Origin of the sequence: Trichococcus alkaliphilus, assembly GCF_003008695.1 — a bacterium.
Classification (GTDB): Bacteria; Bacillota; Bacilli; order Lactobacillales; family Aerococcaceae; genus Trichococcus; species Trichococcus alkaliphilus.
The window spans coordinates 66,514-92,735 of sequence record NZ_PXZT01000013.1 but is presented as its reverse complement, the minus strand read 5'-3'; the positions used below and the strand labels follow the sequence as shown (position 1 = coordinate 92,735).

The following is a 26,222-nucleotide window of genomic DNA, read 5'->3' as shown; positions in this document are numbered from 1 at the left end:
GGCCATGACTTCGCCTGTCGCTTTCATCTGTGTTCCGAGGGTCCGGTCGCCTTTTTCGAATTTATCGAACGGGAAACGCGGGATTTTGGATACGATGTAGTCCAAAGCAGGCTCGAAAGCCGCATAGGAAGTGCCGGTTACCGGATTCTTCATTTCATCCAAGGTCAAGCCGACAGCGATCTTCGCCGCCATCTTCGCAATCGGGTAGCCGGTCGCTTTACTCGCCAAAGCCGAAGAACGGCTGACGCGCGGGTTCACTTCGATGATGTAGTAGTCGAACGAGTACGGATCCAATGCCAGCTGGACATTGCAGCCGCCTTCGATTTTCAGTGCGCGGATGATCTGTAGGGAGACATCGCGCAACATTTGGTATTCTTTGTCGGACAAGGTTTGGGAAGGCGCCACGACGATGGAATCGCCTGTGTGGACACCGACCGGATCGATGTTTTCCATATTGCAGACAACGATGGCGTTATCGTTGCTGTCGCGCATCACTTCGTACTCGATTTCCTTGAAGCCGGCAATCGATTTCTCCAACAAACATTGCGTCACTGGTGAGTAGCGCAAGCCGTTGGCCACGATTTCGCGCAGATCGGCTTCATCATAACAGATGCCGCCGCCGGTGCCGCCCATTGTGAAGGCGGGACGGACGATCAGAGGATAGCCGATTTCGGCTGCGAAGCGAAGCGCTTCGTCCACAGTATGGACGATGTCGCTCTCGGGAACCGGCTGATTCAATTCCGCCATCAATTGACGGAACAGATCACGGTCTTCCGCTTGTTGGATGGAAGTTAGTTTCGTGCCAAGCAACTCAACCTTGTACTCGTCCAGAATGCCGGCTTCATCCAGTTCCACCGCCATATTCAAACCAGTCTGGCCGCCCAAGGTCGGCAATAAGGCATCCGGGCGCTCTTTGCGGATGATGTTCGCGATGAACTCCAGCGTCAGTGGTTCCATATAGACTTTATCAGCGATCTCAACGTCCGTCATGATTGTGGCTGGGTTGGAGTTGACTAAGATGACCTTGTATCCTTCTTCCCTTAAGGCTACGCATGCCTGCGTACCGGCATAGTCAAATTCCGCGGCTTGGCCGATGATGATAGGTCCCGAGCCGATCACTAGGATCGTCTTGATATCTGTTCGTTTAGGCATGCTTTACCGTCCTTTCTTTAAGCTTCAATTGTTTGAAAAACTTCATCCATCACTGCAACAGCCTTGTCGATTTCCGCGCTCGTGACATTCAGCGGCGGAAGGAAACGCAATACCGTATCATGTGTGCAGTTGATGATGACGCCCTTTTCCATGCACTTCGCGACGATGTCGGCTCCCTTCATCGCCAGTTCCATGCCGAGCAGCAAGCCTTTGCCGCGCACATCAAGGATAAAGTCATATCTTTCCTTGAATGCCACTAATTTCTCTTCGAAATAGCTGCCCATCTCATTTACATTCGCGAGGATATTCTCGTCTTCGATCGCTTGCATGGTTGCGAAAGCTGCCGCACAGACTAGCGGATTGCCGCCGAAAGTCGAACCATGGTCGCCCGGTTTGAAATGGGAAGCGACAGCATCTTTAGCCAGCAGCGCGCCTATCGGAACGCCATTGCCCAAAGCTTTCGCCAACGTCATCACATCCGGTTCCACGCCGTAGCCTTCATAGGCGAACAGCTTTCCGGTGCGGCCCACGCCTGTTTGGACTTCATCAAAGATCAACAGGATATCCTTTTCGTCACAGAGTGCGCGCACTTGCTCCAGGTAGGCTTGATCGCCCACGTAGACGCCGCCTTCGCCTTGGATCGGCTCCAAAAGGATTGCGCATGTCTTTTCCGTAACTTTGGCTGCCAAAGCCTCAAAGTCATTGAAAGGAACATAGTGGAAACCTTCCAGGAACGGATCGTAATCTTTATGGAATTGCTTTTGGCCGGTCGCCGTCAACGTCGCCATCGTGCGGCCGTGGAAGGAATTATCCGCAGTGATGATCTCGTAGCAGCCTTCGCCGTGGACTTCGCGCCCGTATTTGCGCGCCAACTTGATGGCCCCTTCATTGGCTTCCGCGCCGCTGTTGCCGAAAAAGACCTTATCCAGAGCGGAATTCGTGATCAGTTTTTCCGCCAACTGCACTTGCGGCTCGATCCAATAAAAGTTCGAGCAGTGGACCAGTTTGGCCGCCTGTTCCGCTATCGCAGCCGTCACTTTCGGATGATTATGTCCTAATGCGTTCACGGCTATGCCTGCCAGGAAATCCAAATATTGCTTGCCGTCCGCATCCTTCAGATAGCTGCCTTGTCCTTCGACCATGCAGATGGCTCCGCGGTTGAAGGTATTCATCAAGTAGGCTTGCCCTTTTGTTTTTATATCTTCATTCATTATTCCAATACCCCTTCCTTCTCACGATCGATCATCGTGCCGATCCCTTCGTCGAAAAACACTTCCAATAAAATCGAGTGGCGCAGACGGCCATCGATGATGTGCGCTCCATCCACACCGCCGCGCAACGCGTCGATGCAGCAGTCAACCTTCGGCACCATTCCGCCTGAGATGACGCCATCCGCTTCCAATGCTTCGATCTCTTCGAGTGTGATCCGCGAGATGAGGGAATCCTTATCATGGTAATCGCGGAAAATCCCTTCCACATCGGTCAGCAGGATGAATTTGTTTGCCTGAACGGCCTTCGCTATAGCGCCGGCTACATAATCGGCGTTGATGTTGTAGCTCATCCCGTCCTTGCCCATCCCGATGGAGGAAATGATCGGGATATAGCCGCTGTAGATGAGTGACTCCAGCATTTCCTTGTTTACTTCTTCCACTTCGCCTACATAGCCGATATCGATTTTTTCGCCGTTCTTTTCCAGATATTTTTTGCGCGCCAGGATCAGATTGCCGTCCTTCCCGGACAAGCCGATGCCTTTGCCGCCGAGTTGGTTCAGCGTGCCGACGATATCCTTGTTGACTTTTCCCGCCAACACCATTTCGACGATTTCCATCGTCTCTTTGTCTGTCACACGCAGCCCCTGTTCGAAGTGGCTCTCGACCTTCAGCTTTTTGAGCATATCGTTGATGGCCGGCCCGCCGCCATGGACGAGGATAGGGTGCATCCCCACCGATTTCATCAACAACAGATCCTGCATGACGGCTTTTTTCAGTTCTTCATTGATCATGGCATTGCCGCCATATTTGATGACGATGATCTTATCGCGGAAACGGTTGACGTAAGGCAGTACTTCGACAAGCATTTCGGCTTTTTCACAATTGCTCTTGTTCATCTTCATCCCGCTCTCAGCTCCTGTAATCCGCATTTATTTTCACGTAGTCGTAAGAGAAGTCGCATGTCCACGTACTGGCGGCTTCTGTTCCCAGATGCAGGTCGATCAAAATATTGATTTCATCTGCTTCCAGTATTTTTTTCGCAAGTTCTTCATCGAAGACGACACCCATCCCCGCTTCGCAAAGCTTGATTTCGCCGTTCTTGCTTGAAAAGGCGATATCGATCACGTCGGCATCGAAGTATTCCGTGTCCGCATAACCGGCAGCTGTGATGACCCGGCCCCAGTTGGCATCCTCACCGAACATCGCCGTCTTCACGAGACTGGAGGTAGCGACCGATTTGCCGATCGAAACAGCATCAGCCATTGTCTTCGCGCCAGAAACCAGGACCTCAACAAATTTTGTCGCCCCTTCACCGTCCTTGACCAAAAGCTGCGCCAATTGGGAGCAGATGGACAGGACAGCCGCTTCAACTTCGGCATAGCCGGCATCATCAGCAGAAATAATCAGCGGATTATCGAGTTTGCCGGTAGCGGCGACAAAGACCGAATCGTTCGTGCTCGTGTCCCCGTCGATGGTAGCATGGTTGAAGGTCGCATCAGCGGCTTTCAATAACATCGCATGTAAAGCTGTTTGGCTGATTGCGACATCTGTTGTGATGTAGCCCAGCATCGTGCCAAGGTTCGGATGGATCATCCCGGATCCCTTGACCATGCCGCCGATGGTAGCCGTCTTGCCGGCGACTTCAAAGGTGAAGCTGACTTCTTTCGGAACCGTATCCGTCGTCATGATCGCTTTGCTGGCTGCAGCGCCGCCAAATTCGGAAACTTCCGGCGCGATTGCCTTGACCCCTTTTTTCATCGTATCCATGTTCATGAACATCCCGATGACGCCTGTCGAAGACACCAACACCTCTTCCGGTTGGATATTCAGTTCTGCCGCAAGGAGCTTCACAGTCTCTTCCACATCGGCTTTGCCTTGTTTGCCTGTGCACGCGTTCGCGTTGCCGCTGTTGATCAGAATCGCCTTGAAGCGATCATGTTGCATCAGGGCTTGTTGATCGTACTGGACCGGAGCCGCTTTGACTTTATTTTTGGTAAAGACGCCCGCAACCGTCGCCCCATCAGGGAAGTACAGCAGCGCCATGTCCTTTTTGCGTTTCTTGAACCCGGCGTGGATACCTGTAGCTTGCACACCTGCAGCAGCAGTCACACCGCTTTTATGTAATTTCTTTATCATGTCGTCCGTTTCCTCCTTCAGTCTTCCGTTATTACGGGAAAAGCCCTATCATCTGTAATCCTGTCGTTTCGGCAAGCCCGAACATCAGGTTCATGTTTTGCACGGCTTGGCCGGCAGCACCCTTCATCAAGTTGTCGATGACCGACACGATGATGACCCGGCCTGTCCGTTCGTCGTAGGTGACACCCAATTGGCAATTGTTTGTGCCTTTTACCGATTTCGTCATCGGCCACATGCCCGCAGGCAGTACCTGCACAAACGGTTCGTCTGCGTATGCTTCCTCAAAAAGGGCGTGGATTTCGTCGGCTGTATGTCCCCCGGTGACCGTCGCATAGATGGTGCTGAGGATGCCTCGGCTCATCGGCACAAGATGCGGCGTGAATTGGATCATCGTGTCCGTTCCGGCCATCTGCGTCAACAGCTGCTCGATTTCCGGTGTGTGACGGTGATGCGCTACACCGTATGCTTTGAAGCTGCTTTCCACCTCAGTGAAGAGGTTCGCTACGTTGCCGGCGCGGCCCGCTCCGGAAGTACCGGATTTGGAATCGCAGACGATGCTGTTCGGCACGACCCAACCTTTTTTCATCAACGGCATCAATCCCAAGAGGATGCTGGTCACGAAGCAACCCGGATTCGCGATGACTGCGGCATCCTTGATCGCCTCGCGGTCCCATTCAGGCAGACCGTACACGGCTTCTTCCAAAAGTTCCGGCTCTGTGTGCGGGACTTTGTACCATTCTTCATATACCGCTACGTCCTTCAACCGGAAATCGGCTCCCAAATCGATTACTTTTTTGCCTTTTTCTTTGGCTTTCTTGGCTATCGGCAACGCGTGTCCATGCGGCAACGCCACAAAAATCACATCGCTGTCCGTCGTCACTTGTTCCAGATCCAACTCTTCGCAGGTGTGATCGATGTTGCCCAACAAATGCGGAAAAAGATGCTGGATTTTTTGACCCGCGTACGTGCGGGATGTCAGATGATCCAAGACCACATCCTCGCGCAATCCCAATAATCGGACTAATTCCACCCCCGTGTAACCTGTTGCTCCAATGATACTGACATGAATCATACTTCCCATCCCCCTTTTTTTATTTGTTGTAAAACAGGCCGAGCCCATCTTACAAAGACTTGCATATATACAAAAAAACTTCCGTGCCTATACCAAATCAAATAGATTCAGTATAGGGACGAAAGTTCGTGGTGCCACCCTTATTTTCCAGCATGCGCGCAGGCTGGACTCAAGTATTGCTACTTTTGCGATAACGGGGCAACCGGATTAAACTTTATGGTTCACATTCAGCTTATCAACTCAAAGTTCCTGTTCATCCATCGCGGTTGACCTTGCTTTCACCCTCCAAGGTTCGCTTCACTGTGCAAATGGATTACTCTTCTTGTCAAAGTTTTTGTTTGTGTTAGATGTTGTTTGACATTTGCATTAAATTTATCATCTGTTTTTCACTTTGTCAATCAAACTTTTGGAATAAATAAATTTCCTAAGGTCGCAGCCATGATAGCCTTGATGGAATGCATGCGATTTTCGGCTTGTTCAAACTGAAGACCGTGCTTGCTGCGGAAGGCGGCGTCGGTCACTTCCATCTCGCGCATGCCGAATGTTTCCGCGATTTCCTGGCCATATTGTGTTTTTGTATCATGGAAAGCCGGAAGGCAGTGCAACATGATCACATCGTCATTCCCGGTCTTCTCAATCATCTCCATGTTGATCTGATAAGGCGTCAACAATTCGATACGCTCCTCGAATTTATCCTCTTCGCCCATCGATACCCATACATCGGTATAAAGAACATCAGCCGCTTTTACGCCTTTGGCTACATCGGCTGTGATTTCGATTTTGCTGCCGCTCTTTTCAGCGAATTTCTGTGCCATCTCTACCAATTCTTCGGTCGGGAACAGCGATTCCGGCGCGCAGATCGTTACGTTCACACCAAGGATAGCGCCGGTAACCAACAGACTGTTGGCGACATTGTTGCGTCCATCCCCGACATAGACCAACTTAAGTCCGGCCAGCTTGCCGAAATGCTCTTTGACCGTCAGGAAATCGGCGATCATTTGGGTCGGGTGCCAGTCATCGGTCAAGCCGTTCCATACCGGTACACCAGCATATTTCGCCAAATCTTCGACAGTTTTTTGGCTGAAGCCGCGGAATTCGATGCCGTCGAACATGCTGCCGAGCACTTTAGCGGTGTCTTCAACAGACTCTTTTTTGCCCAACTGGATATCATTTTTCCCTAGGTATTCAGGATGCGCCCCAAGATCGATGGCAGCCACTGTAAATGCGGCTCTGGTACGGGTGGATGCTTTTTCGAACAAGAGGCAGATGTTTTTGCCTTCAAGATAACGGTGCGGAATATTTCGTTTCTTCAGATCTTTCAGATGCGCCGAAAAATCAATCAGATACTCCAATTCTTCCCGAGTGAAATCTTTTTCCGCCAATAAGCTTCTTCCTTGAAATACTTGTTCCAAATTCTGCCATCCCCTTTTAATTATATTCTCACTGTCGTTCTTGCGAACAATCATTTCCGAGTCATGATGCAACTATTATTGGACTCATTTTATACCCAATTCTAATGAATTACAAACTTTATTTTAATCAACCTTGTACTAGACGGCTTGGTTTCTTGCGCAAAAGACTGACCCTTGCCGTAGTAGGCTCCTGTTCACCGCTGAACATTTGTTTGCAAAAACTTTTATTTGACAATAGTACGGATTGGGATTATCCTAGAGACAACTTAATTGAATAGTCTTCAGGGACGGGTGAAAATCCCTACCGGTGGTAAAGCCCACGAGCCTTTAAAGCAGATTCGGTTAGATTCCGAAGCCGACAGTCAGAGTCTGGATGAAAGAAGACAAAAACCATTTATCGAATGGCACGTTGCGTTTATTTTAAATAAAAAAACGTTTTCGCGCCATCCGTTCATGATCGGAATGTCAATCCCTGGGTGTAGTCTATGCCCAGGGATTTTTGGCTTTATTTAGCTGGCCTTCCTTTGTCGAGCCCTGAAGCAGAACTGTTCAGGGCTCTTTATTTTGGAAAAGGGAGGCACGAAAAGATGCAAGATAAAGATACACACTTTATGCAAATGGCTCTGGAACTTGCCGAGAAAGGTCGCGGGACTGTTGCGCCAAATCCGATGGTCGGCGCCATCATCGTCAAGGACGGACGCATCATCGGATCCGGCTACCACGAAAAAATCGGGGAAGGCCATGCTGAAGTGAACGCGTTCCGCTCGGCAACGGAAGATGTGGCGGGCGCGACCATCTACGTGACTTTGGAACCCTGCTCCCATTACGGAAAAACACCGCCCTGTTCCGACAAGATCATCGAAAAAAAGATCGGGCGGGTCGTCATCGCGGCTTTGGATCCGAATCCCTTGGTTTCCGGACGCGGCGTCAAGAAACTGCAGGATGCCGGCATCGAAGTGGTGACAGGCGTCCTGGCCGAAGAAAGCAGTCGTTTGAATGAAATATTCATGAAATACATAGTAAAAAAAGAGCCCTTCGTCGTCATGAAAGCAGCGATGTCCCTGGACGGAAAAATCGCGACCCGGACCGGTGAATCGCAATGGATCACCGGCCCAGCCGCAAGGGAACGGGTGCATCAACTGCGCAGCGCCCTCACCGGCATCATGGTCGGTGTCCAGACCGTCATCATGGACGATCCGCAGCTGACCTCTCGCATTCCGGGAGGGAAAAATCCGCTGCGGATCATCGTTGACAGCACCTTGCGCATCCCGCTGGAAGCAAAAGTGCTCCAAAATCAGGACACGGCCAAGACTCTTATCGCAACGACAGAACGGGCAGACCGCAACAAGGCAAGCCTGCTCGAAGAAGCCGGCATCGAGATTTTGACCATACCCGCCAAGGACGGCCGGACCGACCTGAAGGCGCTGATGAGCGCCCTCGGGGAGCGCGGCATCGACAGCATCCTCCTGGAAGGCGGCGCAACCTTGAACTTTTCTGCACTGGAGGCAGGCATCGTCGATAAGGTGCAGGTTTACATCGCCCCGAAACTGATCGGCGGGGAAACGGCAAAAACACCTGTCGGCGGAGATGGCATCGAGAAGCTGAGCCAAGCTTTCAGCGTGCTCGAGCTGAAAGCCAGCACCGTCGGGGAAGACATCCTCTTGGAAGGCTACATCTCCAAGAACGAATAACAGAGGAAAGTGGGAGGAAATTCATGTTTACTGGAATCATCGAAGAAGTCGGCACCTTAAAAGGCATCCGCCATGGCCAAAAATCTTCCATCGTCACTATTGGCGGGAAAAAAGTGCTGATCGGGACAAAAATCGGCGACAGCATTTCCACCAACGGCGTCTGCCTGACGGTCACGAAGCTGCATAAGGATGCCTTCGATGCGGACGTCATGCCGGAAACGCTGCAGCGCTCAAATCTCGGCGCCCTGCAGATGGGCGGCCGCGTCAATCTGGAACGGGCACTGCAGCTCGATACCCGACTGGGCGGGCACATCGTCAGCGGCCACATCGACGGCACCGGATCGATCAAGGAATACCGCAAGGACGATAATGCGGTTTGGATCACCATCTCAGCCGGCCCGGAGCTGCTCCGCTACATCATCGAAAAAGGCTCAATCGCCATCGACGGCGTCAGCCTGACAGTCGCGACGGTCGACAGCCAATCGTTCCAAGTGTCCATCATTCCCCATACCGGAGCAGAAACTATCCTGCTTGAGAAGAAATTGGGCGACACGGTCAATCTGGAGTGCGACATCATCGGAAAATACGTAGAAAAATTACTGGGCCTGAACCCGCAGATACAATCGAAACAAAGCAACCTATCTGAAGCTTTCTTGCAAGAGAACGGCTTCTTCTGAAAGAAAGAGGAGGGAAACATACATGTTCAACACATCTGAAGAAATCATCGCGGACATCAAAGCCGGCAAAATCATTGTGCTGGTGGATGATGAGGATCGCGAAAATGAAGGCGATCTGATCTGCGCAGCGGAATTCGCTACTCCGGAAAACATCAATTTCATGGCCATTTACGCGAAAGGCTTGATCTGCATGCCGATGGATCGGACACTCACCGAAAAACTGGTGCTGACTCCGATGGTGGACCGCAACACCGATAATCACGGGACAGCCTTCACCGTCGCCATCGACCATGTCGAGACGACCACCGGCATCTCGGCCTTCGAACGCTCTTTGACCGTCATGAAGGCAGTCGAGGATGACGCCCAGCCCGAAGATTTCCGCCGACCGGGTCACATCTTCCCGCTGAAAGCAGTGGACAACGGCGTACTCGCGCGCAACGGTCATACTGAAGCCACAGTCGACTTGGCGCGTTTGGCAGGGCTGAAGCCGGCAGGGCTCTGCTGCGAAATCATGGCCGATGACGGCACGATGATGCGCACATCCGAACTGATCACTTTCGCCAAAGAGCATGAGCTGAAGATCGGCACAATCGCCGACCTGATCGCCTACCGTAAGGAGAACGAACAGCTCTACAAGCGCGAAGGCAAAGCCAAGCTGCCCACAAAATACGGTGAATTCGACATCTACACTTACGTGAGCAAGATCGACGAAGACGAGCACCACGTCGCTCTGGTCATGGGCGATGTCACGACGGAAGAACCTGTGCTGGTGCGCGTCCATTCCGAATGCTTGACCGGCGATGTCTTTGGATCGAAACGCTGCGACTGCGGCCAGCAATTGGACGCGGCCATGAAGCAGATCGCCCAGGAAGGACGCGGAGTCTTGGTCTACTTGCGCCAGGAAGGACGCGGCATCGGTCTCGTCAACAAAATCCACGCTTATGCACTGCAGGACCAAGGCTACGATACGGTCGACGCCAACCTGATGCTGGGATTCCCCAGCGATCTGCGCGAATACTACATGGCTGATGAGATGCTGCAGGACTTGGGTGTGAAAGAGATCCGCTTGCTGACGAACAACCCGCTTAAAATAGAAGGATTGAAAAATCACGGCCTGAAGATCACAGAGCGGATTCCAATCCAAATGGAAATCTTCGACGAAACACAACGCTACATGGAAACAAAGAAACAAAAGATGGGGCATTACTTGGATTTATAAAAAAAACAACCAAACAGGAGGAAAACAAAATGAACATCATCGAAGGACAATTAATTGCACAGGATTTAAAAATCGCTATCGTGGTGGCAAGATTCAACGAATTCATCGGCTCGAAATTGGTGGGCGGCGCCTTGGACGGCTTGAAGCGCCATGGCGTGGCCGAAGATGCCATCGACTTGGCGTGGGTGCCGGGCGCATACGAAATCCCATTGGTAGCACAAAAAATGGCGGCTTCCGGAAAATATGATGCAGTCATCACTTTGGGCGCCGTCATCAAGGGCGCAACGGCGCATTTCGATTACGTCTGCTCGGAAGTGTCCAAAGGCGTAGCGACAGCCTCCATGAGTACAGGCGTTCCGGTCATCTTCGGCGTCCTGACGACCGACACGATCGAACAAGCCATCGAGCGCGCCGGCACGAAAGCGGGCAACAAAGGCTACGACTGTGCTGTGTCTGCTATCGAAATGGCCAATCTGCTTAAGAACTTATAAAAGTTCATGGAAAAACTAATGTTCAAAGGAGTTCGCACCATCATCCTTGACTACGATGGCACCCTCCATGACAGCACCCGGAATTACATCCTCGCTTTCACACAAGCCTATGCTTACCTCGTTGAAGCCGGCTACGCCGCGCCAAGAGATTGGGCGGATGCGGAAATAACGAAGTGGCTGGGCTACAGCAGCAAAGCGATGTGGGAAAATTTCATGCCCGATCTGGACGAAGAGATCCGATCGAAGGCTTCAAAACTGATCGGCCAGATCCTGCTCGAAAAAGCCCAAACCGGTCAGGCAATCCTTTACGAGGGCTCTCTGGAAACCTTGCAGGCATTGAAGGAGAAAGGCTACCGCTTGGTATTTTTGAGCAACTGCAGCCGGGCCTACATGGAAGCGCACCGGGAAAGCTTCGGGTTGGACCGCTACTTCGATGGCATGTACTGCACCGAAGATTTCAGCTTCATCCCAAAATATGAAATCTTCGAATCGATCCAATCCGTGTTTCCTGGCGGCTACCTGATCGTGGGCGACCGTTTCCAGGACATCGAGGTTGCCGAACATCATCCCGTCAGCACAGTGGGCTGCCGCTACGGCTTCGGCTTCCCCGGGGAACTGGACTCGGCGGATGCACAGATAGACGATATCCGCGAATTGAAAGACTTGCTTTAAGCAAGCACAGAAAAAAGGCGACAGAATCCTTCTTTTGAGGGTTCTGTCGCCTTTTTATTTTAGGTTATATTTTAACAATGAATAACGCCATCTGATCACAAAGATTTTGACATGTATACGCGCCTGTAACCATTTTCTGTAACGCGATTCAATTCGATAAAGCCGAATTTGGCATAATACAAAAGATTTTCACTCATCAACTCGTTAGTATACAGACGGACTTCTTGTAAACCGGCCTCTTCAGCTGACATAAACGCAAATTCAATTAGGCCGCGGCCAATCCCTTGTCCTTGGAAAAGGTTGCAGACTGCTACATTTTCAATCAATACGTAGTTCCCTTTCAAAAGCAGCACGATGAGGCCTTGTATTTGTTCCTTGTCCGTAGCTACATAAACAAGGCTTTTTGAAATGCGTTCTGAATAATCCGCAAGCATGGGGGCGGGCTTTTTTCCAATTCTGTCAATGTACATTCCATAAGCATCTTCCACACATGCAAGAATAGCCTGTCGGTCATCTTCTGTTGCGATTCGAATATCCATGCTGATCCCTCCTCCAGGTTTAAGCAGTTATAGTAGAATTTTTATAATTCAACCGGTCCAACAACAGCTTGAAAAGCAGCTGAAAGTCCGGATCGTCGACTGTTCGTGAGAGACTGGCTTCATAACAGCAGACATAAACGTGATTCGTTTGCTGTTCGCAAAAGCGCGGCTGGTGATCAGCAAACACAACGGGGATTCCTCGGCTGTTCGCAAGGAGGCACCTGACGAACGAACGAACGACCGGTTCCCGCCCTGTTTATGCTGTGCAATCCGGTACCGTGGCCTTCAACCGGCCCAACAACCGATAAAGCAGCTCCCGGTTGCTCGCGGGTATCGGATATCTCCGGATTTCTGCTGCCGTCTGCGTGTAAGTGCTTCCGTCCAAGAAGGCCTCATCGTTCTGGAGAATGCTTTCGACGCTCTCCTGTGTGGATTCGAAATGGAATTGCAGGCCGATCACATTTTCATTATAAACAAAGCCCTGGTTCGGACAGATATCGCTTGCGAACAGGCGCTCCGCCCCTTCGGGCAAGCCGAATTGCTCCCCGTGCCAATGGAATACGACAAGTTCTTCAGGCAGAGCGCCAACAGTTTTCGACCCCATCGTGCGGATTGGCAGCCAGCCCGCTTCCCGGTATTCCCCCTGAAAATTATCAGCCCCCAAAGCTTTGGCGATCTGCTGTCCGCCCAGACAGACACCGAAGACCGGCTTGCCCTGGCTAATTAAAGTGCGGATAAGCTGGCGCTCCCACTCCAACCATGGCAGTTCATCCAGGACGCTCATGGGACCTCCCAATATCACAAGGAAATCCGTTTCATCCGCTTTCGGCAAAGACTCCCCCAAAAATAGGCGGTATACCTTGTATTCGTTTCCGGTTTGGCGGCACCAATTCTCGATTTCCGCTGGCCCTTCAAAATCCACGTGCTGTAAAATTGCGATTTCCATGCTGATCCCTCCTTAAAATTGATTATTCCCATCATAATATATGAGCCCGCAACCGTCCCCCATCGCCGGGTTATTGAGTGCAGATGCAGGTGTAGAATGTTATGATAGACCTATAGAAAACACTTGATCCAAAGCCATTTCCGAAGGGGGCAAGCACCATGAGAAACCTGGACAAAGAAATTGCGATCATCAAAAAATTCAAAGCCGAGCACCCGAACAAAGCCTACAAACTCTACATCGAGACAAGCGACGACTTCGACTTCCATGACGAAACCGAAAGCGAAGACTACATCGCCGTCCTCATCGCGGAATTGGAAACCGAAACGCCCGTAGAAAATCCGTTTTTGGAAGGCACATCCGCCTATACTTGGGATGCCGAATACGTCATCTACATCGACAAACCCACTACCGCCGATCGGGAATTAATCACGAAGCTTTATTATGATGAACTGCTCCAATATGTCTGAAGGAAATCATCCTTCAGACATTTTTTCGTCCGTTTTGTCTTTAGCAGTTTCCTCCGAAACACGCTCTTGGGGTTTATGCTCTTCTGCTTTTTCCTCATCGATTCCGTTATCGTTTTGTTCCGGTTTTTTGGACGAACGCAGCATCTTCTCCACGAGCAGTTTGACCAATCGATCCAGTTCAACCATCACAATCCCTCCCCTATTTTTTACCATCATACAACAAACGTCCCGATATTTTTGTACTTTTTGATAAAAACTAATTGCCTCATCGGAACGACACAAAAACAGCCTCCGGAAAATCCGCATGTTGCGGTCTTCCGGAGGCTGTTCATTTTATCATGGTTGCGGCAAGCAGATCAGTCGTTCAAGGACTGCTCGGACAACCATTGCATCAAAGTGATCGTTTCTCCGTTAATCTCTGTCGTTACTTCATTGTTGTGGACATACACCCAAGAGAAGTGCCCATTGTATTGGTAAGGCGTACCGTCCGCATTCGTGTAGAGACCGGAAGTGTCCACGACATTATCAAACAAGGTTAAGTACACATCTGCACCAGTAGCCACCAAGCGGTCATAGGTAGGCAGCGTATTGATTACTGGAGGCAGCACCATGTCGTTTGCAGCGGCAGTGAACCAGATTGGAGTCTGCGCCAGATTCTCGATGTCCGCATCCTCAATCAGCGAATCATTCAAGCCTTCGCAGACTGGGAATGCGGCAGCGAAGTAGCCAGGATTATCCCGCACCATCAGCATCGTCATGTAGCCGCCGTTTGACGGTCCGCCGATGTAGATCCGATCCGTATCGACATCCGGATTATTGGCGACGTACTCTTCAATCAGCGCCATCAAAGCATCTTCGTATTTGGAAGAACCATCTGCTCTTCCGCCGATACCGTCCATCCAATAGGTGGGAGTCTGCGGAGCCAAGACGTAAGCCCCATCAAAGTAAGACTGGATCTCATCCGTAGCCAAGGCAGTCGCTTTGTTGGCAGCTAAAGGAATCGTCGGATCCGTTCCGCCTTCACCGCCCCCATGAAGCCAGATGATCAATGGATTTTCCTGGTTGTCCTGAGCTGGGCTGTAATCAGCGTAAGTCAAGGTAACATCATTAAAGGTCGATGCGCCGGTTTCGAAGTCTTCGATGATTTCCTTAGTTGTTCCGGCAAATTCGGTGACGACCAGACCGGATACGGAGCCAGCCGGCGTTTCGATCGCCGTCTGCTGCGTGATGGTGTAGGCGTTCGTCGTCCAATCATTGCGACCGGTAGCGACTTGATAGTTCAAAGCAGAGCTCAAGGCCAAAGTCGGACCGTATTCCATTTCCAGCACCGCATATTGGCCTGTCTGTACGGCCGCATTGCCGTCTTTGTCGGCCACGTATGCGTTAGTGACATTCACGATGCCCGCCCCCAGCAAAGACGGAGTCAAACGGCTGTCGCTTCTTGAGACATTGACGCTGAACGTATCAGTCGTCACGGAGCCTTGCGGAACCGGTCTGCCCAAGTCCACGATGATCTTCGTCACGGTTGCGCCCCAATCCTTCACTTCGATGACCGTTTCATAGGACGAAGGCTGTGTCTTCAACTCTTTGGCTGAAACCTGATCAGCCGTTGCGAACAATCCTCCCAAAACCACTGCGCTCAATGCCGTTACTCTAGCCATTCTCTTTACTCTACCCATCATATTCTCTTTCCTCCCGGTCTATTTATGTTTTTTCATTGAAGACTTACAGAAAATAGTGCGTTCGTTCCGGACATTCAGTCCAGATCGGCCCCGTTTGAAGCGATGACCTTCTTATGCCAGTGGAACGAATCTTTTTTGCTGCGTTTCAGGCTGCCTTTGCCTTCATCATCCTGCTCGACGTAGATGAAGCCGTAGCGTTTGGACATTTTGCCATATATTAAACTAATGCATTGTCCAATTCAGTTGCTTCCGCTTGCTGCTGCGCTTCCACTTCTTGCTTATAAGCGGCTTTATCCATGACCTTGAAGAAAGGCAGATAGACGAAATAGCTCACAGCGATCATAAGTGCTTGATAGATAGCCCATCTCCAGCCGCCTGCCATCAATCCGTTGATGATGACCGGAACACCCAGCGGTACCGCGATACCCGGCAGGTAAGGCAGGATGCCTGTCAGCATGCCCAGATAAGAGGTAACGGCGATGATCAAAGGCACCAGGATGAATGGGATAGCCAAAGTGAAGTTCATGATGATCGGCATCCCGAAGATGATCGGTTCATTGATGCCGCAGATGTTCGGTATCAAACTCAATTTGCCGAGAACACGGTATTGCTCCGATTTTGCCCGCAGCATCGCCATCGCCAAACCTAAGGTAGCGCCTGAACCCATGAATACGACCATCCCGAACATGCTTCCGGAAACGATATTCGGGATTTCCAGACCAGCGTTATACGCTGCCAAGTTTTCGGTACCCAGCGGTGTCCAGATCGGCATGAATACACTGTAGACGACCATCGCGCCGTGCACACCGACCAACCACAAGATTTGTGCAGCGAACATCGCGACCAACAGTGCGGTGAAGCTTCCGCCCAGTTTGGTCAATGGTGCAGCCACTACTGAAAAGATGAACGAGTGGATATCACCAAAAGCAGTCAACGTCATCACATAGCGGATGACCATTGCGAGGACGGCAAGGACCAGACCAGGCACCAAACCGGAGAATGATTTGGATACTGTCGGCGGTACGCCATCAGGCATCTTGATGACCCAACCTTTAATTTTAAAAATGGTATAAACTTTCGCGGACAATAACGCGACAAGAAATGCTGTAAACAGTCCCGGTGCGCCCATCCATGTAGCGGGCAGCGAGGCTAATGTGTTTGTTTCTGTGTAATTGAAGGGTGTAACGATCAAAAAGCTCATCAAGGCAAGGATCCCTGCCGGCGTCCCGTCGATGTCATAGGACTCCGCAAACTTGGCCGCGATCAAGTAAACAACATAGATGGCCAAAAGGTTCGTGGTGATTTCGGAAGGAATGACCGTAATCGTTTTCAATCCGGTGTTGACCAAAAAATCCTGATACCCCTGAACTGGGAAACTGTTCACCAGACTCCCCAAGGCACCCACAATCGTGATCGGCATTGCTGACATCAGACCATTCGTGATGGCACTGATATATTTGTTGTTTTGGATCGCACCCGCACCACGTTGTAAACTCATTTGCACATTTGAAAAATCAGCCATTCTTTTCAGCCCCCTATTAATTTAATAAATTCAAAGCATCCGCCAATACTTTTTTGCCGTTCATCATGCCATAATCCATTGAAGGAATCGTTGCGATTACGACCGGATGGCCACTGTATTTCTTTTTGAAGCTCTCTTCCATATAACCGACTTGCGGGCCCAGCAGGAGAATATCGATATGCTGGATCAGCTTATCCACTTTCCCTTCCGCCGTGGCATCGATAGTGACCTCCATCCCTCTTTCTTTTGCCGCATCCTTCATCCGTTCGACCAACATGCTGGTCGAGAAACCTCCCGCACAGGCCAACATAATCGATAGTGTCATGCAATCTCCTCCTGGCTCACTTTTTGTGTATGGAACGTATGGACTTCTTCCCTCAATTGGATCAGGTGCTGTGCCAGATCCCTGACGGTCATGGCATTCATCACATGATCCTGTGCGTGGACCATCAGAAGCGTAGTGTTGGTCGGTTTGCCTCTGATTTCTTCTTGGATGATCGTAGTCTGCAGATCATGCGCCTTGTTCAAGGAAGTCCTTGCCTCCCCCATCAGTTTGTCGGCTTCCATGAACTCGCCTTTTTCGGCAGCCTGGATGGCCTTCATGCTGTACGCGCGGGCATCTCCCCCATGGATGATCAGTTGCATGATGATTTTCTCCTCGTCTTCCAAATGAATCCCTCCTGTCCTTTATCCTTTCATTTATAGATATGCAAAAATCGTGCCAACACACATGAAACGCGCCGCAGCGCGCAACAAAAAAATCTGTGTCGCCAAAACGACACAGATTTTTTGAAGTTATGCTGTTGTGTGTCAGCCATTCGCTATATAGGACACACTTCGGGCCAGATAAGCATAGGCGACATGGTTCAACATGTCTTCGTTGATTGTTTCTAGATGTTCCCGAAAATAATCAACGAAAAGATTCTTGATTTTCGGCACGATATATTTGTCCTGAGGAAAGGAAACCATGCCTTTTTCAAAATGCGGAATCTGTTCCTTGCGCTTGATTTTCCGCAGCATGCCGATGATATGGAAAGACAGGCCGATCTTATCGCTCACGAACAGGGAAGGGCTCATCATTTCGTTCACTTCATCGTTGAAGCGATAAATACTGGACAGCAGCTCCTCTATTTCAGGCATGTCGTAATACTTCAGGATCGTTTCCTTTATCGATCGATAGGTATCGATTTCGTCGATGCAGTCCTGGATGCGCTGCAGTCCCGCCCGGTTCATGACCGTGTACAGCTCGAAAGTCGGAAACTCCGTTTTGATCGCGAAAGTGCTGATGACACAGATGATTTCGTATTCCTTCGTCAATTCCTGCAGGCGTGCATAGATGCTCTCCTTGCCGACCAGATTGATCGGTACGATCGTGATCGCCTTCTCGTCGAAGGTAAGCTCCTTGCGGATGATGTCACGGATCGTTACGGCCGTCCCCTCGCCGGTCAGGCAGATCGAAATGATCGCCAACGGCCTGAAGTGGAACGAATCGCTGGCTTGTGGCCGCACTTTGGGCTGTTGCACCTGCTCCACTGCTTTCCTGTCCTGATAGATGCTCATATAGTCGTTCACTTTCAGTGTTTCGAAGTAGACTTCACGCAGACTGCAGCCGATCATCGCTTTTCTGCTTGCTTCGAGGACGTGCATCGTGCTCACCAATGGGATGGACTCGGCCTTCAGAGGGAACAGTTTCTCCAATTCCCCCGCAAAAGTCGTCAGGCTGCCCATGTCCACCAGCAGTAGGATATCATCCGTGATCTGATGGTTTTTGATGTAGCGGACCAGCCTTTCGAACACTTGCTGGGGCTCTTCATCCAAGCGCGCATTGATTCCGATGGCCCCCTCGTGGTTCAGGAGTTGGTTGGCCGTGTCGCAAAGCGCCGACGCAATCCCCGATCCGTGCGCGATCACGATGACCTGCACTTTCGCCAATCTTTCGATCGCATCCATTTCATCGTGCGTCAGGAACATGATGAAGTAACTCGCCTCTTCTTCAGGGATATGGATGCCCAGATCCGCTTCCAAAATCGTCATGCACTCCTTCGCGACGCCGTACATCTCAGGATACTTGTCGATGATCGCTTCATGCATGTCGTTCTTCAGCACATGATCCTGTTGGCTTCGCTTCACAAGGTTGTAGATATGGATCGCCATCATCTGGAACACCTTGTCGCTCATCACCTTGCCGGTCTTGATCGTGACGTGGCGGAGGATTTTTTCCAATTCCTTGATGATGTTCTCCGGCACAAGCGCAATCAGGTTTTCTTTGTTGCAAAAAAGTTGTTCCTTTTCTCCGGTCAATTTAAAATAGGTTTTCAGATCGTGCTCCATCGCTTTTTGGATCTCTTCCGCGCTGGCTTTTTTCTGCTCCAATTCCCGATAGCGTGTGTTCATTTCCCGGTAGATGGTGCTTTCGCTCGGCACGCTGACTTCCGTAACGGTAGCGTTGGAGGGCAGATATTGGATTGCCTGTCGGTTCGTCCCCTCGTATTTTGACCACATCTGACGGTGGTCCGCATTGCTGAGCAGACCCGCCCGGATATAATCCGGCAGATCTTTGCTGCTGACTTTCAGAAAATTCTCTTTGACTGCCAAGAAACGGGCATAGCTTTTCGCGAAAGCGATCCGGATATCCGCTTTGAATTGCCCGATGTTCATTTCGCATTTGTAATGCAGAAAAGCTTTCAGCGCATTCTTGCTGAAATACATCGGCACTCCCAATTGATCGACTTCCTGCTGAACGAACGCATCGAACAGCTGATGGCGTTCCTCGATCGACCTTTCCCTCAAACTCGGCAGATCGATGATGATCGGCAGCCTGCGGATGAACGTCTTCAGAAGCGTGTCCTTTTTTTCGGTCGTCGCTCCGATGATCAGGACATTGGCATGGTGATCCTTTTCGGATTCGCCGAGCGGCCGGAAAACACCGCGGTCGATGTAGGTGAACAGCATCTCCTGCCCTTCGATCGGCAACCGATGGATTTCATCCAGAAAAAGGATGCCACCGTTCGCCTTCTCGAGAAGCCCTATCTTATTTGTTTCCGCCCCTGTATAAGCCCCTTTTGCATGACCAAAAAGCTGGCTCATCAACAGCTGCGGATTATGGGCATAATCGGCGCAATTGAACTGGATGAAAGGGGAAGATTCCGCCAGTTTCCCCGATTGGATGCCGTATTTGTGCAGCAAATCGGCAAACAACGACTTGCCGACGCCGGTCTCGCCCAACACAAGCATGTGCATCCCGTCCCCTGGATACAGGATGGCAGCCTTACCTTGCTCGATCTGATGGAAAAGACTGGGATTCTTCTTCAGGAAATTATCCATGTCCACGATTTTAGGCATTTCCTTCGGTGCCACAACCTGTTGAGGCACCTTGCGTGCGCACGGGAAAAAACGTACCGGTCTTGTTTTTTCTTTGTAGCAGCGTTTTTCTTTATACAGCTGATTCAGATCACGCGAAATATTGCTTCTGTCGCTTTTCAATCTATAGGCGATTTCCTCGGCCGTTATGCCTTGCTTCTTCTCCTCGTAAAGCATGCCCAATGCCTCAAGCACTTTTTCAATCCTCTGCAAAAATCATCACCCCTCGGCAAACGTTTACATTCTAATGACAATCGTACCATACTTTCTTCATGTAAGAATATAAAAATATTAGATTATTGTTATTATTCGTAGTGCCTTCTTAATAAATTTAAAAACAAACAACACGGTTCTTGCTTTACATGATTTCCAAGTAAACTAGTAGCTGGCGATAAGATGATATATAATAGGCTTTATGCAAAACAACGACCGATTGATACCTAAGGGAGGCCACAAATGATCAGTTTATTGTTAGTGCGTAAAATTGTTCAACTGTTTCTCATCATGATTTTGGGCTTCTTAATGGTCAAGCTGAAAGTTGTGAAATCAGAGGAAAGTGTTGTCTTATCCAAAATATCCCTCTATCTGATTATGCCTGCAGTCATACTCAGCGCCTTTCAGGTCGACTTCAAGCAGGAAATCCGGGAAGGCTTGATGCTGGCATTTGTTGCGGCTATAGTCATCCATATCCTGCTGCTCATAATCGGACACGTCTCAGGCAGGCTGTTCCATTTTGAGGAAATAGACATTGCCTCAATCATCTATTCGAATGCGGGCAATTTGATCATCCCCATCGTAACAACCGTTTTGGGGCCTGAATGGGTCATCTATTCCACCGCATTTGTGTCCGTGCAATTGATTTTTCTGTGGACGCATTGCAAATTGATGTTCTCAAAAGAAAAGAAACCCAACCTACGAGAAATCATTTTGAACATAAATATGATCGCCATTTTTTTGGGGATCCTTTCCATGGTCTCAGGGATCAGACTGCCGGCCATGCTCAATGAAACATTGGGTTCAATCGGCACTATGATCGGACCGTTCGGCATGCTGATCACAGGCATGATCGTTGCAGGAATGGACATGAAACAGATATTCACAAGCAAAAAAGTTTATGTGATCACTTTTTATAGAATGATCCTTTGCCCCGCCATCATTCTGCTGTTGCTGAAGCTCAGCAATGCCGGCAGTTTAGTTGATAACGGCGTGGAAATATTGCTGATCACCTTCTTAGCGACTGTAACCCCCGCGGCATCCACCGTTACGCAATTCGCCCAAGTGCATAACAAAGATGCGGAGTATGCAGGAGCAATCAATATCATGACCACGCTGGTATGCATCGTGACCATGCCCCTCTTTGTCATCCTGTACTTCTTATAAAGCAAAAAAATCCTTGGAAACAGTGAAGAAAATTACTTCAATGTTCCAAGGATTTTTTAATATATATATGCGGGTGCGACTAATAGAATATCACGCAATCATTCACCGCGTTTGATGGGCCATGATTTTTTGAGCTAACGCATCAGAAATAATATGTGCGGATGGACGCTTAGAAGTTTGTTCGATGTAACCACCCACACTTAATCTATCCAATGACTGATTCACTTTATACCTGGTGTTCTTAACGTGAAGCTCAAATTCCTTATCCATCAATTCTGTTTTGAATATCCATGACTGGCACAAAATATATAAAATACTGGTGTCCAGTTCATTCTCAAAATCAAATTTACTTATCATATCCCATGAATTTTCCAACAAATCACTGCTGTTGTTCAGTTCCTCGAGTAATTTCAATTGTCCTTCATACACTATCTTTAACATGTGATAGACAAACATCGTCCCTTCCCCCATGTTATGTTTATTTGATGTAATAGAAAAGGCATCATAGTACTTATTTTTGGTATCGCTGATCATATGGGAAAAGCTGATGGCCGTCAGTGGATCTAATTTTTGGGCTAAATATCTGCAAGTGATATATCGGCCTGTCCGTCCGTTGCCGTCATAGAACGGGTGAATATATTCAAAAAAGTAGTGGGATAACATGATTTTAATCAAGAACGGAATGTCTTTTGCATTTATGAAGGAAATGAACTTACTCAAATCCGTTATTATAGTGTCTTCCGTATGATTTCCTACGTGAACGACTCCCCTATTTCCATGTACTTCCACACCTTCCGCCCTGAATAATTCACCATCGAGCTTATCTTTTTCTTCAATTTCTTCAGAAACCAAGGTATCATAAATCTCTCTGATTTCTTTCACATCATCTATGGGGTGTAAGTCTTCGTAATACAAAGAATAGTATAGTTTCACGATCCCTTTGAAGCGACTATTTTCTTTTTTGTTTAGAGTAACCACCTTGATGGCATCCCCTACCTCTTTCCGTGTGCTTCTTACCCCTTCCATTTCATTAGTACTCATAATTTCATCCGTCAATACTTTATTATAAAATTGTTTTTTCGCAACCTCAGGGAGCCGATCCGATAACTTGTTTATGGTGTTCGCATTATCCATTATGTATTCCTGCAACATGGTCAGCTCATTATTGTTCACCACAAACAGACTATAAGTAGGTGATAGCCGTATTCCTCTCTCTATGGGATGAATTTCTAAATTCGTATGATACGTACTGTGGCTGGATATCCTCATTTGGTATTCTTTTTCATATTCGTCAATGCTGCCATACCGGATGACACTTAAAGGCTTGTATTTTTTCATAAAATATACTCCCTCTCATGCTTCTATTTAATAAATAGTACCATTTTTTCAAAATAGGTCAATTTTTTACTCCTAATTAATTAAAAAAAGGCCGTTTTTTCATTTTAACCGCATCTTTCTACAGCCTATTTCAAAAAAGCGTCATTTTTTATTTTCTGGTATTCAAGACAAAATAAAAAAGCCTTAAAAGCATGAGGAATATCCATCAATACTTTTAAAGCTTATCCGATAAATCAAAATGGGTAATGAGGGGTTTGAACCCCCGACCCGCTGATTAAGAGTCAGCTGCTCTACCAACTGAGCTAATTACCCCTATCACGTGCTGATCACGTAACAAATGTTATTTTACTCTCCTTTTCAATAAAATGCAACAACTTCACGAAAAAAAGCGTCCACTTCCGGATAGTATCTCCGGAAGCAGACGCTTTATTGTATTGATTACTGTCTTAGATGCTTGCCCAAACGTTTTCCAATACGTTCGTTTGGTTGCGGTCAGGTCCCACAGAGAAAGTCGAGATGCGAACGCCAACTGTTTCTTGAACGCGACGGACATAGTTGCGTGCATTTTCAGGAAGTTCTTCCAATGTGCGGCAACCAGTGATGTCTTCGCTCCAGCCTGGCAACTCTTCATAGACAGGCGTGCATTGAGCCAATTCTTTCAAGCTTGCTGGATAATGGTAAATCAATTCACCTTCAGCATTTTTGTAGGCAGTACAGATTTTCACTGTTTCCAAGCCACTCAAAACATCGATTGAGTTCAAGCACAGATTTGTGATGCCTGAAACGCGTTTTGAATGACGCATAACAACTGCGTCAAACCAGCCGATACGGCGCGGTCTACCTGTGGTTGTACCGTATTCACGGCCGACTTCGCGGATCTGGCTTCCGACTTCGTCAAACAATTCAGTAGGGAACGGGCCATCGCCGACACGGGAAGTGTAAGCCTTGCAAACACCGACAACTTTGTCGATTTTGGTAGGGCCGACACCGCTACCGATGGTTACACCACCAGCAACCGGGTTGGAAGAAGTAACGAATGGATACGTACCTTGGTCGATATCCAGCATAACCCCTTGAGCGCCTTCAAATAGAACGCGTTTGCCTGCATCCAATACATCGTTCAGGATAACGGATGTGTCGGTTACATATTTTTTAAGTTCTTGACCATATTGGTAATATTCTTCAAAAATATCTTCGAATTTGATTTCTACAGAATCGAACATTTTTGTGAATTGACGGTTCTTTTCTTCCAAGTTGATCTTCAGGCGCTCTTCAAAGATCTCTTTGTCCAACAAATCAGCTACTCGGATACCGACACGCGCTGCTTTATCCATGTAAGCTGGCCCGATACCTTTGATGGTCGTACCGATTTTGTTTTCGCCTTTTGAATCTTCCTGAAGCTGATCCAATTGAATATGATAAGGCAAAATGACGTGGGCACGGTCGGAAATACGCAGGTTATCCGTGTTGATGCCGTGATCTTTCAAATATGCCAATTCTTTGATCAATGATTTCGGATTCACGACTACGCCGTTTCCGATCACACTGATTTTTTCTGGATAAAAAATGCCGGATGGAATTAAGTGCAATTTGTATGTAACGCCATCAAACTGGATTGTGTGGCCAGCATTGTCTCCGCCTTGATATCTAGCGATTACTTCTGCATTCTCACTAAGGAAATCTGTAATCTTCCCTTTACCTTCGTCTCCCCATTGAGTCCCAACAACTACTACTGAAGTCATTATTTACTCCACCTCATCTTATTTATTCATAACACTATGCTAGTTTACCAATATTACCTATGTCTTTCAATAAAGAATCAAATAAAAGCGCTCATTTCTGAACAATTTGTCCAATATCATCAACTAATTTCCGGCATATAGCTCATCGAAGAAAATTTGTTGAATTCCTTTTTGAACAGGAGCTTTACAGTTCCCCGCGCCCCGCTCCGGTTTTTTTCGATGATGACCTCAACGACATTGTTCTCCTGCTCATCCCGTTCCGAATCATCGCCGCCTTCACGTTCGTAATAATCGTCGCGGTACAGGAAAGCAACGATATCGGCATCCTGCTCGATCGATCCCGATTCACGGATATCGCTCAATACGGGACGTTTGTCTTGCCTCTGTTCCACGCCACGGGACAATTGGGAAAGGGCGATGACCGGTACTTTCAGTTCCTTCGCCAATTTCTTCAATTGACGCGAAATATCAGAAACTTCCTGTTGGCGGCTTTCGCGGTTATTCCCTTCAATCAGCTGCAGGTAGTCAATCACGATGAGACCCAGTTTCCCCTGTTCCTGCAGCAACCGACGGCTTTTTGCCCTGATTTCCGCAATCCGGATCCCCGGCGTATCATCTATGAAGATTTTTGACTGGCCAAGCGTCCCCATCGCCATGATCAGGTTGGACCACTCATCTTCAGAAAGCTGCCCTGTCCGCAAGTGACCGGCATCGATGTTCCCTTCCGCACATAGCATCCGGTTGACCAATGACTCCGCCCCCATCTCCAAACTGAAGATGGCGACTACCTGATCGGCTTTGGTTGCGACATTCTGCGCGATGTTCAGCGCAAAAGCGGTCTTACCTACGGCCGGACGCGCTGCCAAGATGATCAGCTCTTCTTTCTGGAGACCCGCTGTCATTTTGTCCAAGGCGATGTAGCCTGTTGGCACCCCTGTCACGTCGTCGCTTCGTTGAGCCAACGATTCGATGTTCTGCAGCGATGCCGAAACGACATCCGATATGCGAATGAAGCCGGATCGGTTTCTCCGTTCGGATACCTGAAGGATGTTCTGTTCGGCGCTGTCCAGCATGACGGCGAGCTCATCACCCTCTTCATAGCCTTTGCGGACGATTTCTGTAGCCGATCGGATCAGATTGCGCAAGATCGATTTCTCTTCCACTATCTTGGCGTAATATTCCACGTTGGCTGAAGTGGGTACCGCAACTGCCAATTCGGCCAAGTACTCCATGCCTCCAGCATTTTCAAGCTGATTCTTCGTATCCAACTCATTCGAGATGGTGACGACGTCTATCGCTTCATTCCGATTGTTCAATTGCAAAATCGCATCAAAAATAATCTGATGATTTTTTCTGTAAAAATCAGATGATTCAAGGTATTCTAAAACATTCACAACCGTTTCAGGATCCAAAAAAATGGAGCCCAGAACGGATTGCTCTGCTTCTATACTATGAGGGGGTATGCGATCTTGAAGTGTATCTTCCATTTTATATTTTCACCCTTTAGGTTTTA

General features: G+C 48.9%; 24 protein-coding genes, 1 tRNA gene, 1 pseudogene, 1 riboswitch and 1 other annotated feature. Of the genes and pseudogenes, 7 read left to right on the top strand and 19 right to left on the bottom strand.

What is annotated here, in order from left to right; genetic code table 11:
- The 6 genes from carB to argF all read right to left on the bottom strand — a co-directional run.
- The coding region (gene carB, locus C7R73_RS10870; RefSeq protein WP_106450525.1) for a carbamoyl-phosphate synthase large subunit at nucleotides 1–1,152 on the bottom strand (1,152 nt) is incomplete at its 3' end.
- A 17-nt stretch (nucleotides 1,153–1,169) separates the two neighbouring features.
- The gene (locus C7R73_RS10865; protein ID WP_192875262.1) at nucleotides 1,170–2,363 is read right to left on the bottom strand and encodes an acetylornithine transaminase; all 1,194 of its coding nucleotides are present in this window, start codon (nucleotides 2,361–2,363) and stop codon (nucleotides 1,170–1,172) included.
- Nucleotides 2,363–3,265, bottom strand: coding sequence for an acetylglutamate kinase (gene argB, locus C7R73_RS10860; RefSeq protein ID WP_205076513.1), 903 nt, complete (start codon nucleotides 3,263–3,265; stop codon nucleotides 2,363–2,365). Before argB ends, C7R73_RS10865 begins: the two co-directional genes overlap by 1 nt.
- A gap of 7 nt (nucleotides 3,266–3,272) precedes the next feature.
- Complete coding sequence (gene argJ, locus C7R73_RS10855; protein WP_106450523.1) at nucleotides 3,273–4,499, bottom strand: bifunctional glutamate N-acetyltransferase/amino-acid acetyltransferase ArgJ; 1,227 nt, start codon at nucleotides 4,497–4,499, stop codon at nucleotides 3,273–3,275.
- Between the two features lie 31 nt (nucleotides 4,500–4,530).
- On the bottom strand, nucleotides 4,531–5,571 hold the full coding sequence (argC, locus tag C7R73_RS10850) for an N-acetyl-gamma-glutamyl-phosphate reductase (protein WP_106450522.1): 1,041 nt from the start codon (nucleotides 5,569–5,571) through the stop codon (nucleotides 4,531–4,533).
- A 111-nt stretch (nucleotides 5,572–5,682) separates the two neighbouring features.
- Nucleotides 5,683–5,909, bottom strand: a binding site (T-box leader).
- 60 nt (nucleotides 5,910–5,969) lie between these two features.
- Complete coding sequence (gene argF / locus C7R73_RS10845) at nucleotides 5,970–7,037, bottom strand: ornithine carbamoyltransferase (RefSeq protein WP_192875265.1); 1,068 nt, start codon at nucleotides 7,035–7,037, stop codon at nucleotides 5,970–5,972.
- A 219-nt stretch (nucleotides 7,038–7,256) separates the two neighbouring features.
- Nucleotides 7,257–7,372: riboswitch (FMN riboswitch) on the top strand.
- 198 nt (nucleotides 7,373–7,570) lie between these two features.
- Between argF and ribD the strand changes: the two genes are divergently transcribed.
- Genes ribD through C7R73_RS10820 form a run of 5 tightly spaced genes read left to right on the top strand, consistent with a single transcriptional unit; the run spans nucleotide 7,571 to nucleotide 11,733 of the window.
- Entirely contained in the window at nucleotides 7,571–8,674 is a 1,104-nt protein-coding gene (ribD, locus tag C7R73_RS10840) for a bifunctional diaminohydroxyphosphoribosylaminopyrimidine deaminase/5-amino-6-(5-phosphoribosylamino)uracil reductase RibD (protein WP_106450520.1), read from the top strand.
- A gap of 23 nt (nucleotides 8,675–8,697) precedes the next feature.
- A complete protein-coding gene (locus C7R73_RS10835; RefSeq protein ID WP_106450519.1) occupies nucleotides 8,698–9,351 on the top strand; it encodes a riboflavin synthase in 654 nt (217 codons plus the stop codon).
- Nucleotides 9,352–9,373: 22 nt separating this feature from the next.
- Nucleotides 9,374–10,570 (top strand): bifunctional 3,4-dihydroxy-2-butanone-4-phosphate synthase/GTP cyclohydrolase II, encoded by a 1,197-nt coding sequence (locus C7R73_RS10830; RefSeq protein ID WP_106450518.1) that lies wholly within the window; start codon nucleotides 9,374–9,376, stop codon nucleotides 10,568–10,570.
- 29 nt (nucleotides 10,571–10,599) lie between these two features.
- Nucleotides 10,600–11,061, top strand: a complete 462-nt coding sequence (gene ribH / locus C7R73_RS10825) for a 6,7-dimethyl-8-ribityllumazine synthase (protein WP_086942839.1) — start codon at nucleotides 10,600–10,602, stop codon at nucleotides 11,059–11,061.
- Nucleotides 11,062–11,079: 18 nt separating this feature from the next.
- The gene (locus tag C7R73_RS10820; RefSeq protein ID WP_239992625.1) at nucleotides 11,080–11,733 is read left to right on the top strand and encodes an HAD family hydrolase; all 654 of its coding nucleotides are present in this window, start codon (nucleotides 11,080–11,082) and stop codon (nucleotides 11,731–11,733) included.
- Between the two features lie 95 nt (nucleotides 11,734–11,828).
- On the opposite strand, the gene C7R73_RS10815 is transcribed toward C7R73_RS10820, so the two are convergent.
- Together C7R73_RS10815 and C7R73_RS10810 are read right to left on the bottom strand one after the other, a co-directional pair.
- Nucleotides 11,829–12,272: a GNAT family N-acetyltransferase gene (locus C7R73_RS10815; protein WP_106450516.1), complete on the bottom strand. Its 444-nt coding sequence runs from the start codon at nucleotides 12,270–12,272 to the stop codon at nucleotides 11,829–11,831.
- 256 nt (nucleotides 12,273–12,528) lie between these two features.
- On the bottom strand, nucleotides 12,529–13,218 hold the full coding sequence (locus C7R73_RS10810; RefSeq protein ID WP_106450515.1) for a type 1 glutamine amidotransferase: 690 nt from the start codon (nucleotides 13,216–13,218) through the stop codon (nucleotides 12,529–12,531).
- Between the two features lie 158 nt (nucleotides 13,219–13,376).
- Between C7R73_RS10810 and C7R73_RS10805 the strand changes: the two genes are divergently transcribed.
- Entirely contained in the window at nucleotides 13,377–13,685 is a 309-nt protein-coding gene (locus C7R73_RS10805; protein WP_086942842.1) for a hypothetical protein, read from the top strand.
- A 6-nt stretch (nucleotides 13,686–13,691) separates the two neighbouring features.
- Here C7R73_RS10805 and C7R73_RS10800 read toward each other — a convergent pair whose 3' ends face one another.
- The 7 genes and pseudogenes from C7R73_RS10800 to C7R73_RS10775 form a co-directional block, all read right to left on the bottom strand.
- Nucleotides 13,692–13,871 carry a hypothetical protein gene (locus tag C7R73_RS10800; protein ID WP_106450514.1) on the bottom strand — a complete coding sequence of 60 codons (180 nt, stop codon included), beginning with the start codon at nucleotides 13,869–13,871 and terminating at the stop codon, nucleotides 13,692–13,694.
- Between the two features lie 170 nt (nucleotides 13,872–14,041).
- The gene (locus tag C7R73_RS10795; protein WP_106450513.1) at nucleotides 14,042–15,367 is read right to left on the bottom strand and encodes a prolyl oligopeptidase family serine peptidase; all 1,326 of its coding nucleotides are present in this window, start codon (nucleotides 15,365–15,367) and stop codon (nucleotides 14,042–14,044) included.
- A gap of 74 nt (nucleotides 15,368–15,441) precedes the next feature.
- Nucleotides 15,442–15,579: pseudogene (locus C7R73_RS13690) on the bottom strand (family 1 glycosylhydrolase); the annotation flags it as partial.
- Nucleotides 15,580–15,584: 5 nt separating this feature from the next.
- Nucleotides 15,585–16,889: a PTS sugar transporter subunit IIC gene (locus C7R73_RS10790; protein ID WP_106450512.1), complete on the bottom strand. Its 1,305-nt coding sequence runs from the start codon at nucleotides 16,887–16,889 to the stop codon at nucleotides 15,585–15,587.
- 16 nt (nucleotides 16,890–16,905) lie between these two features.
- On the bottom strand, nucleotides 16,906–17,214 hold the full coding sequence (locus C7R73_RS10785) for a PTS sugar transporter subunit IIB (RefSeq protein ID WP_106450511.1): 309 nt from the start codon (nucleotides 17,212–17,214) through the stop codon (nucleotides 16,906–16,908).
- Nucleotides 17,211–17,558 carry a PTS lactose/cellobiose transporter subunit IIA gene (locus C7R73_RS10780; protein WP_239992624.1) on the bottom strand — a complete coding sequence of 116 codons (348 nt, stop codon included), beginning with the start codon at nucleotides 17,556–17,558 and terminating at the stop codon, nucleotides 17,211–17,213. The genes C7R73_RS10785 and C7R73_RS10780 overlap by 4 nt, the downstream gene beginning before the upstream one ends.
- 141 nt (nucleotides 17,559–17,699) lie before the next feature.
- Nucleotides 17,700–20,462, bottom strand: coding sequence for a sigma-54-dependent transcriptional regulator (locus tag C7R73_RS10775; protein ID WP_106450510.1), 2,763 nt, complete (start codon nucleotides 20,460–20,462; stop codon nucleotides 17,700–17,702).
- 243 nt (nucleotides 20,463–20,705) lie between these two features.
- Between C7R73_RS10775 and C7R73_RS10770 the strand changes: the two genes are divergently transcribed.
- Nucleotides 20,706–21,629 (top strand): AEC family transporter, encoded by a 924-nt coding sequence (locus tag C7R73_RS10770; protein ID WP_106450509.1) that lies wholly within the window; start codon nucleotides 20,706–20,708, stop codon nucleotides 21,627–21,629.
- A 102-nt stretch (nucleotides 21,630–21,731) separates the two neighbouring features.
- Here C7R73_RS10770 and C7R73_RS10765 read toward each other — a convergent pair whose 3' ends face one another.
- The 4 genes from C7R73_RS10765 to dnaB form a co-directional block, all read right to left on the bottom strand.
- Nucleotides 21,732–22,967, bottom strand: coding sequence for a Fic family protein (locus C7R73_RS10765; RefSeq protein ID WP_106450508.1), 1,236 nt, complete (start codon nucleotides 22,965–22,967; stop codon nucleotides 21,732–21,734).
- A 239-nt stretch (nucleotides 22,968–23,206) separates the two neighbouring features.
- Nucleotides 23,207–23,279 (bottom strand) — tRNA-Lys (locus C7R73_RS10760).
- A gap of 134 nt (nucleotides 23,280–23,413) precedes the next feature.
- Nucleotides 23,414–24,709, bottom strand: a complete 1,296-nt coding sequence (locus C7R73_RS10755; protein ID WP_106450507.1) for an adenylosuccinate synthase — start codon at nucleotides 24,707–24,709, stop codon at nucleotides 23,414–23,416.
- 119 nt (nucleotides 24,710–24,828) lie between these two features.
- Entirely contained in the window at nucleotides 24,829–26,196 is a 1,368-nt protein-coding gene (dnaB, locus tag C7R73_RS10750) for a replicative DNA helicase (protein WP_106450506.1), read from the bottom strand.
- Nucleotides 26,197–26,222: the final 26 nt, after the last annotated feature.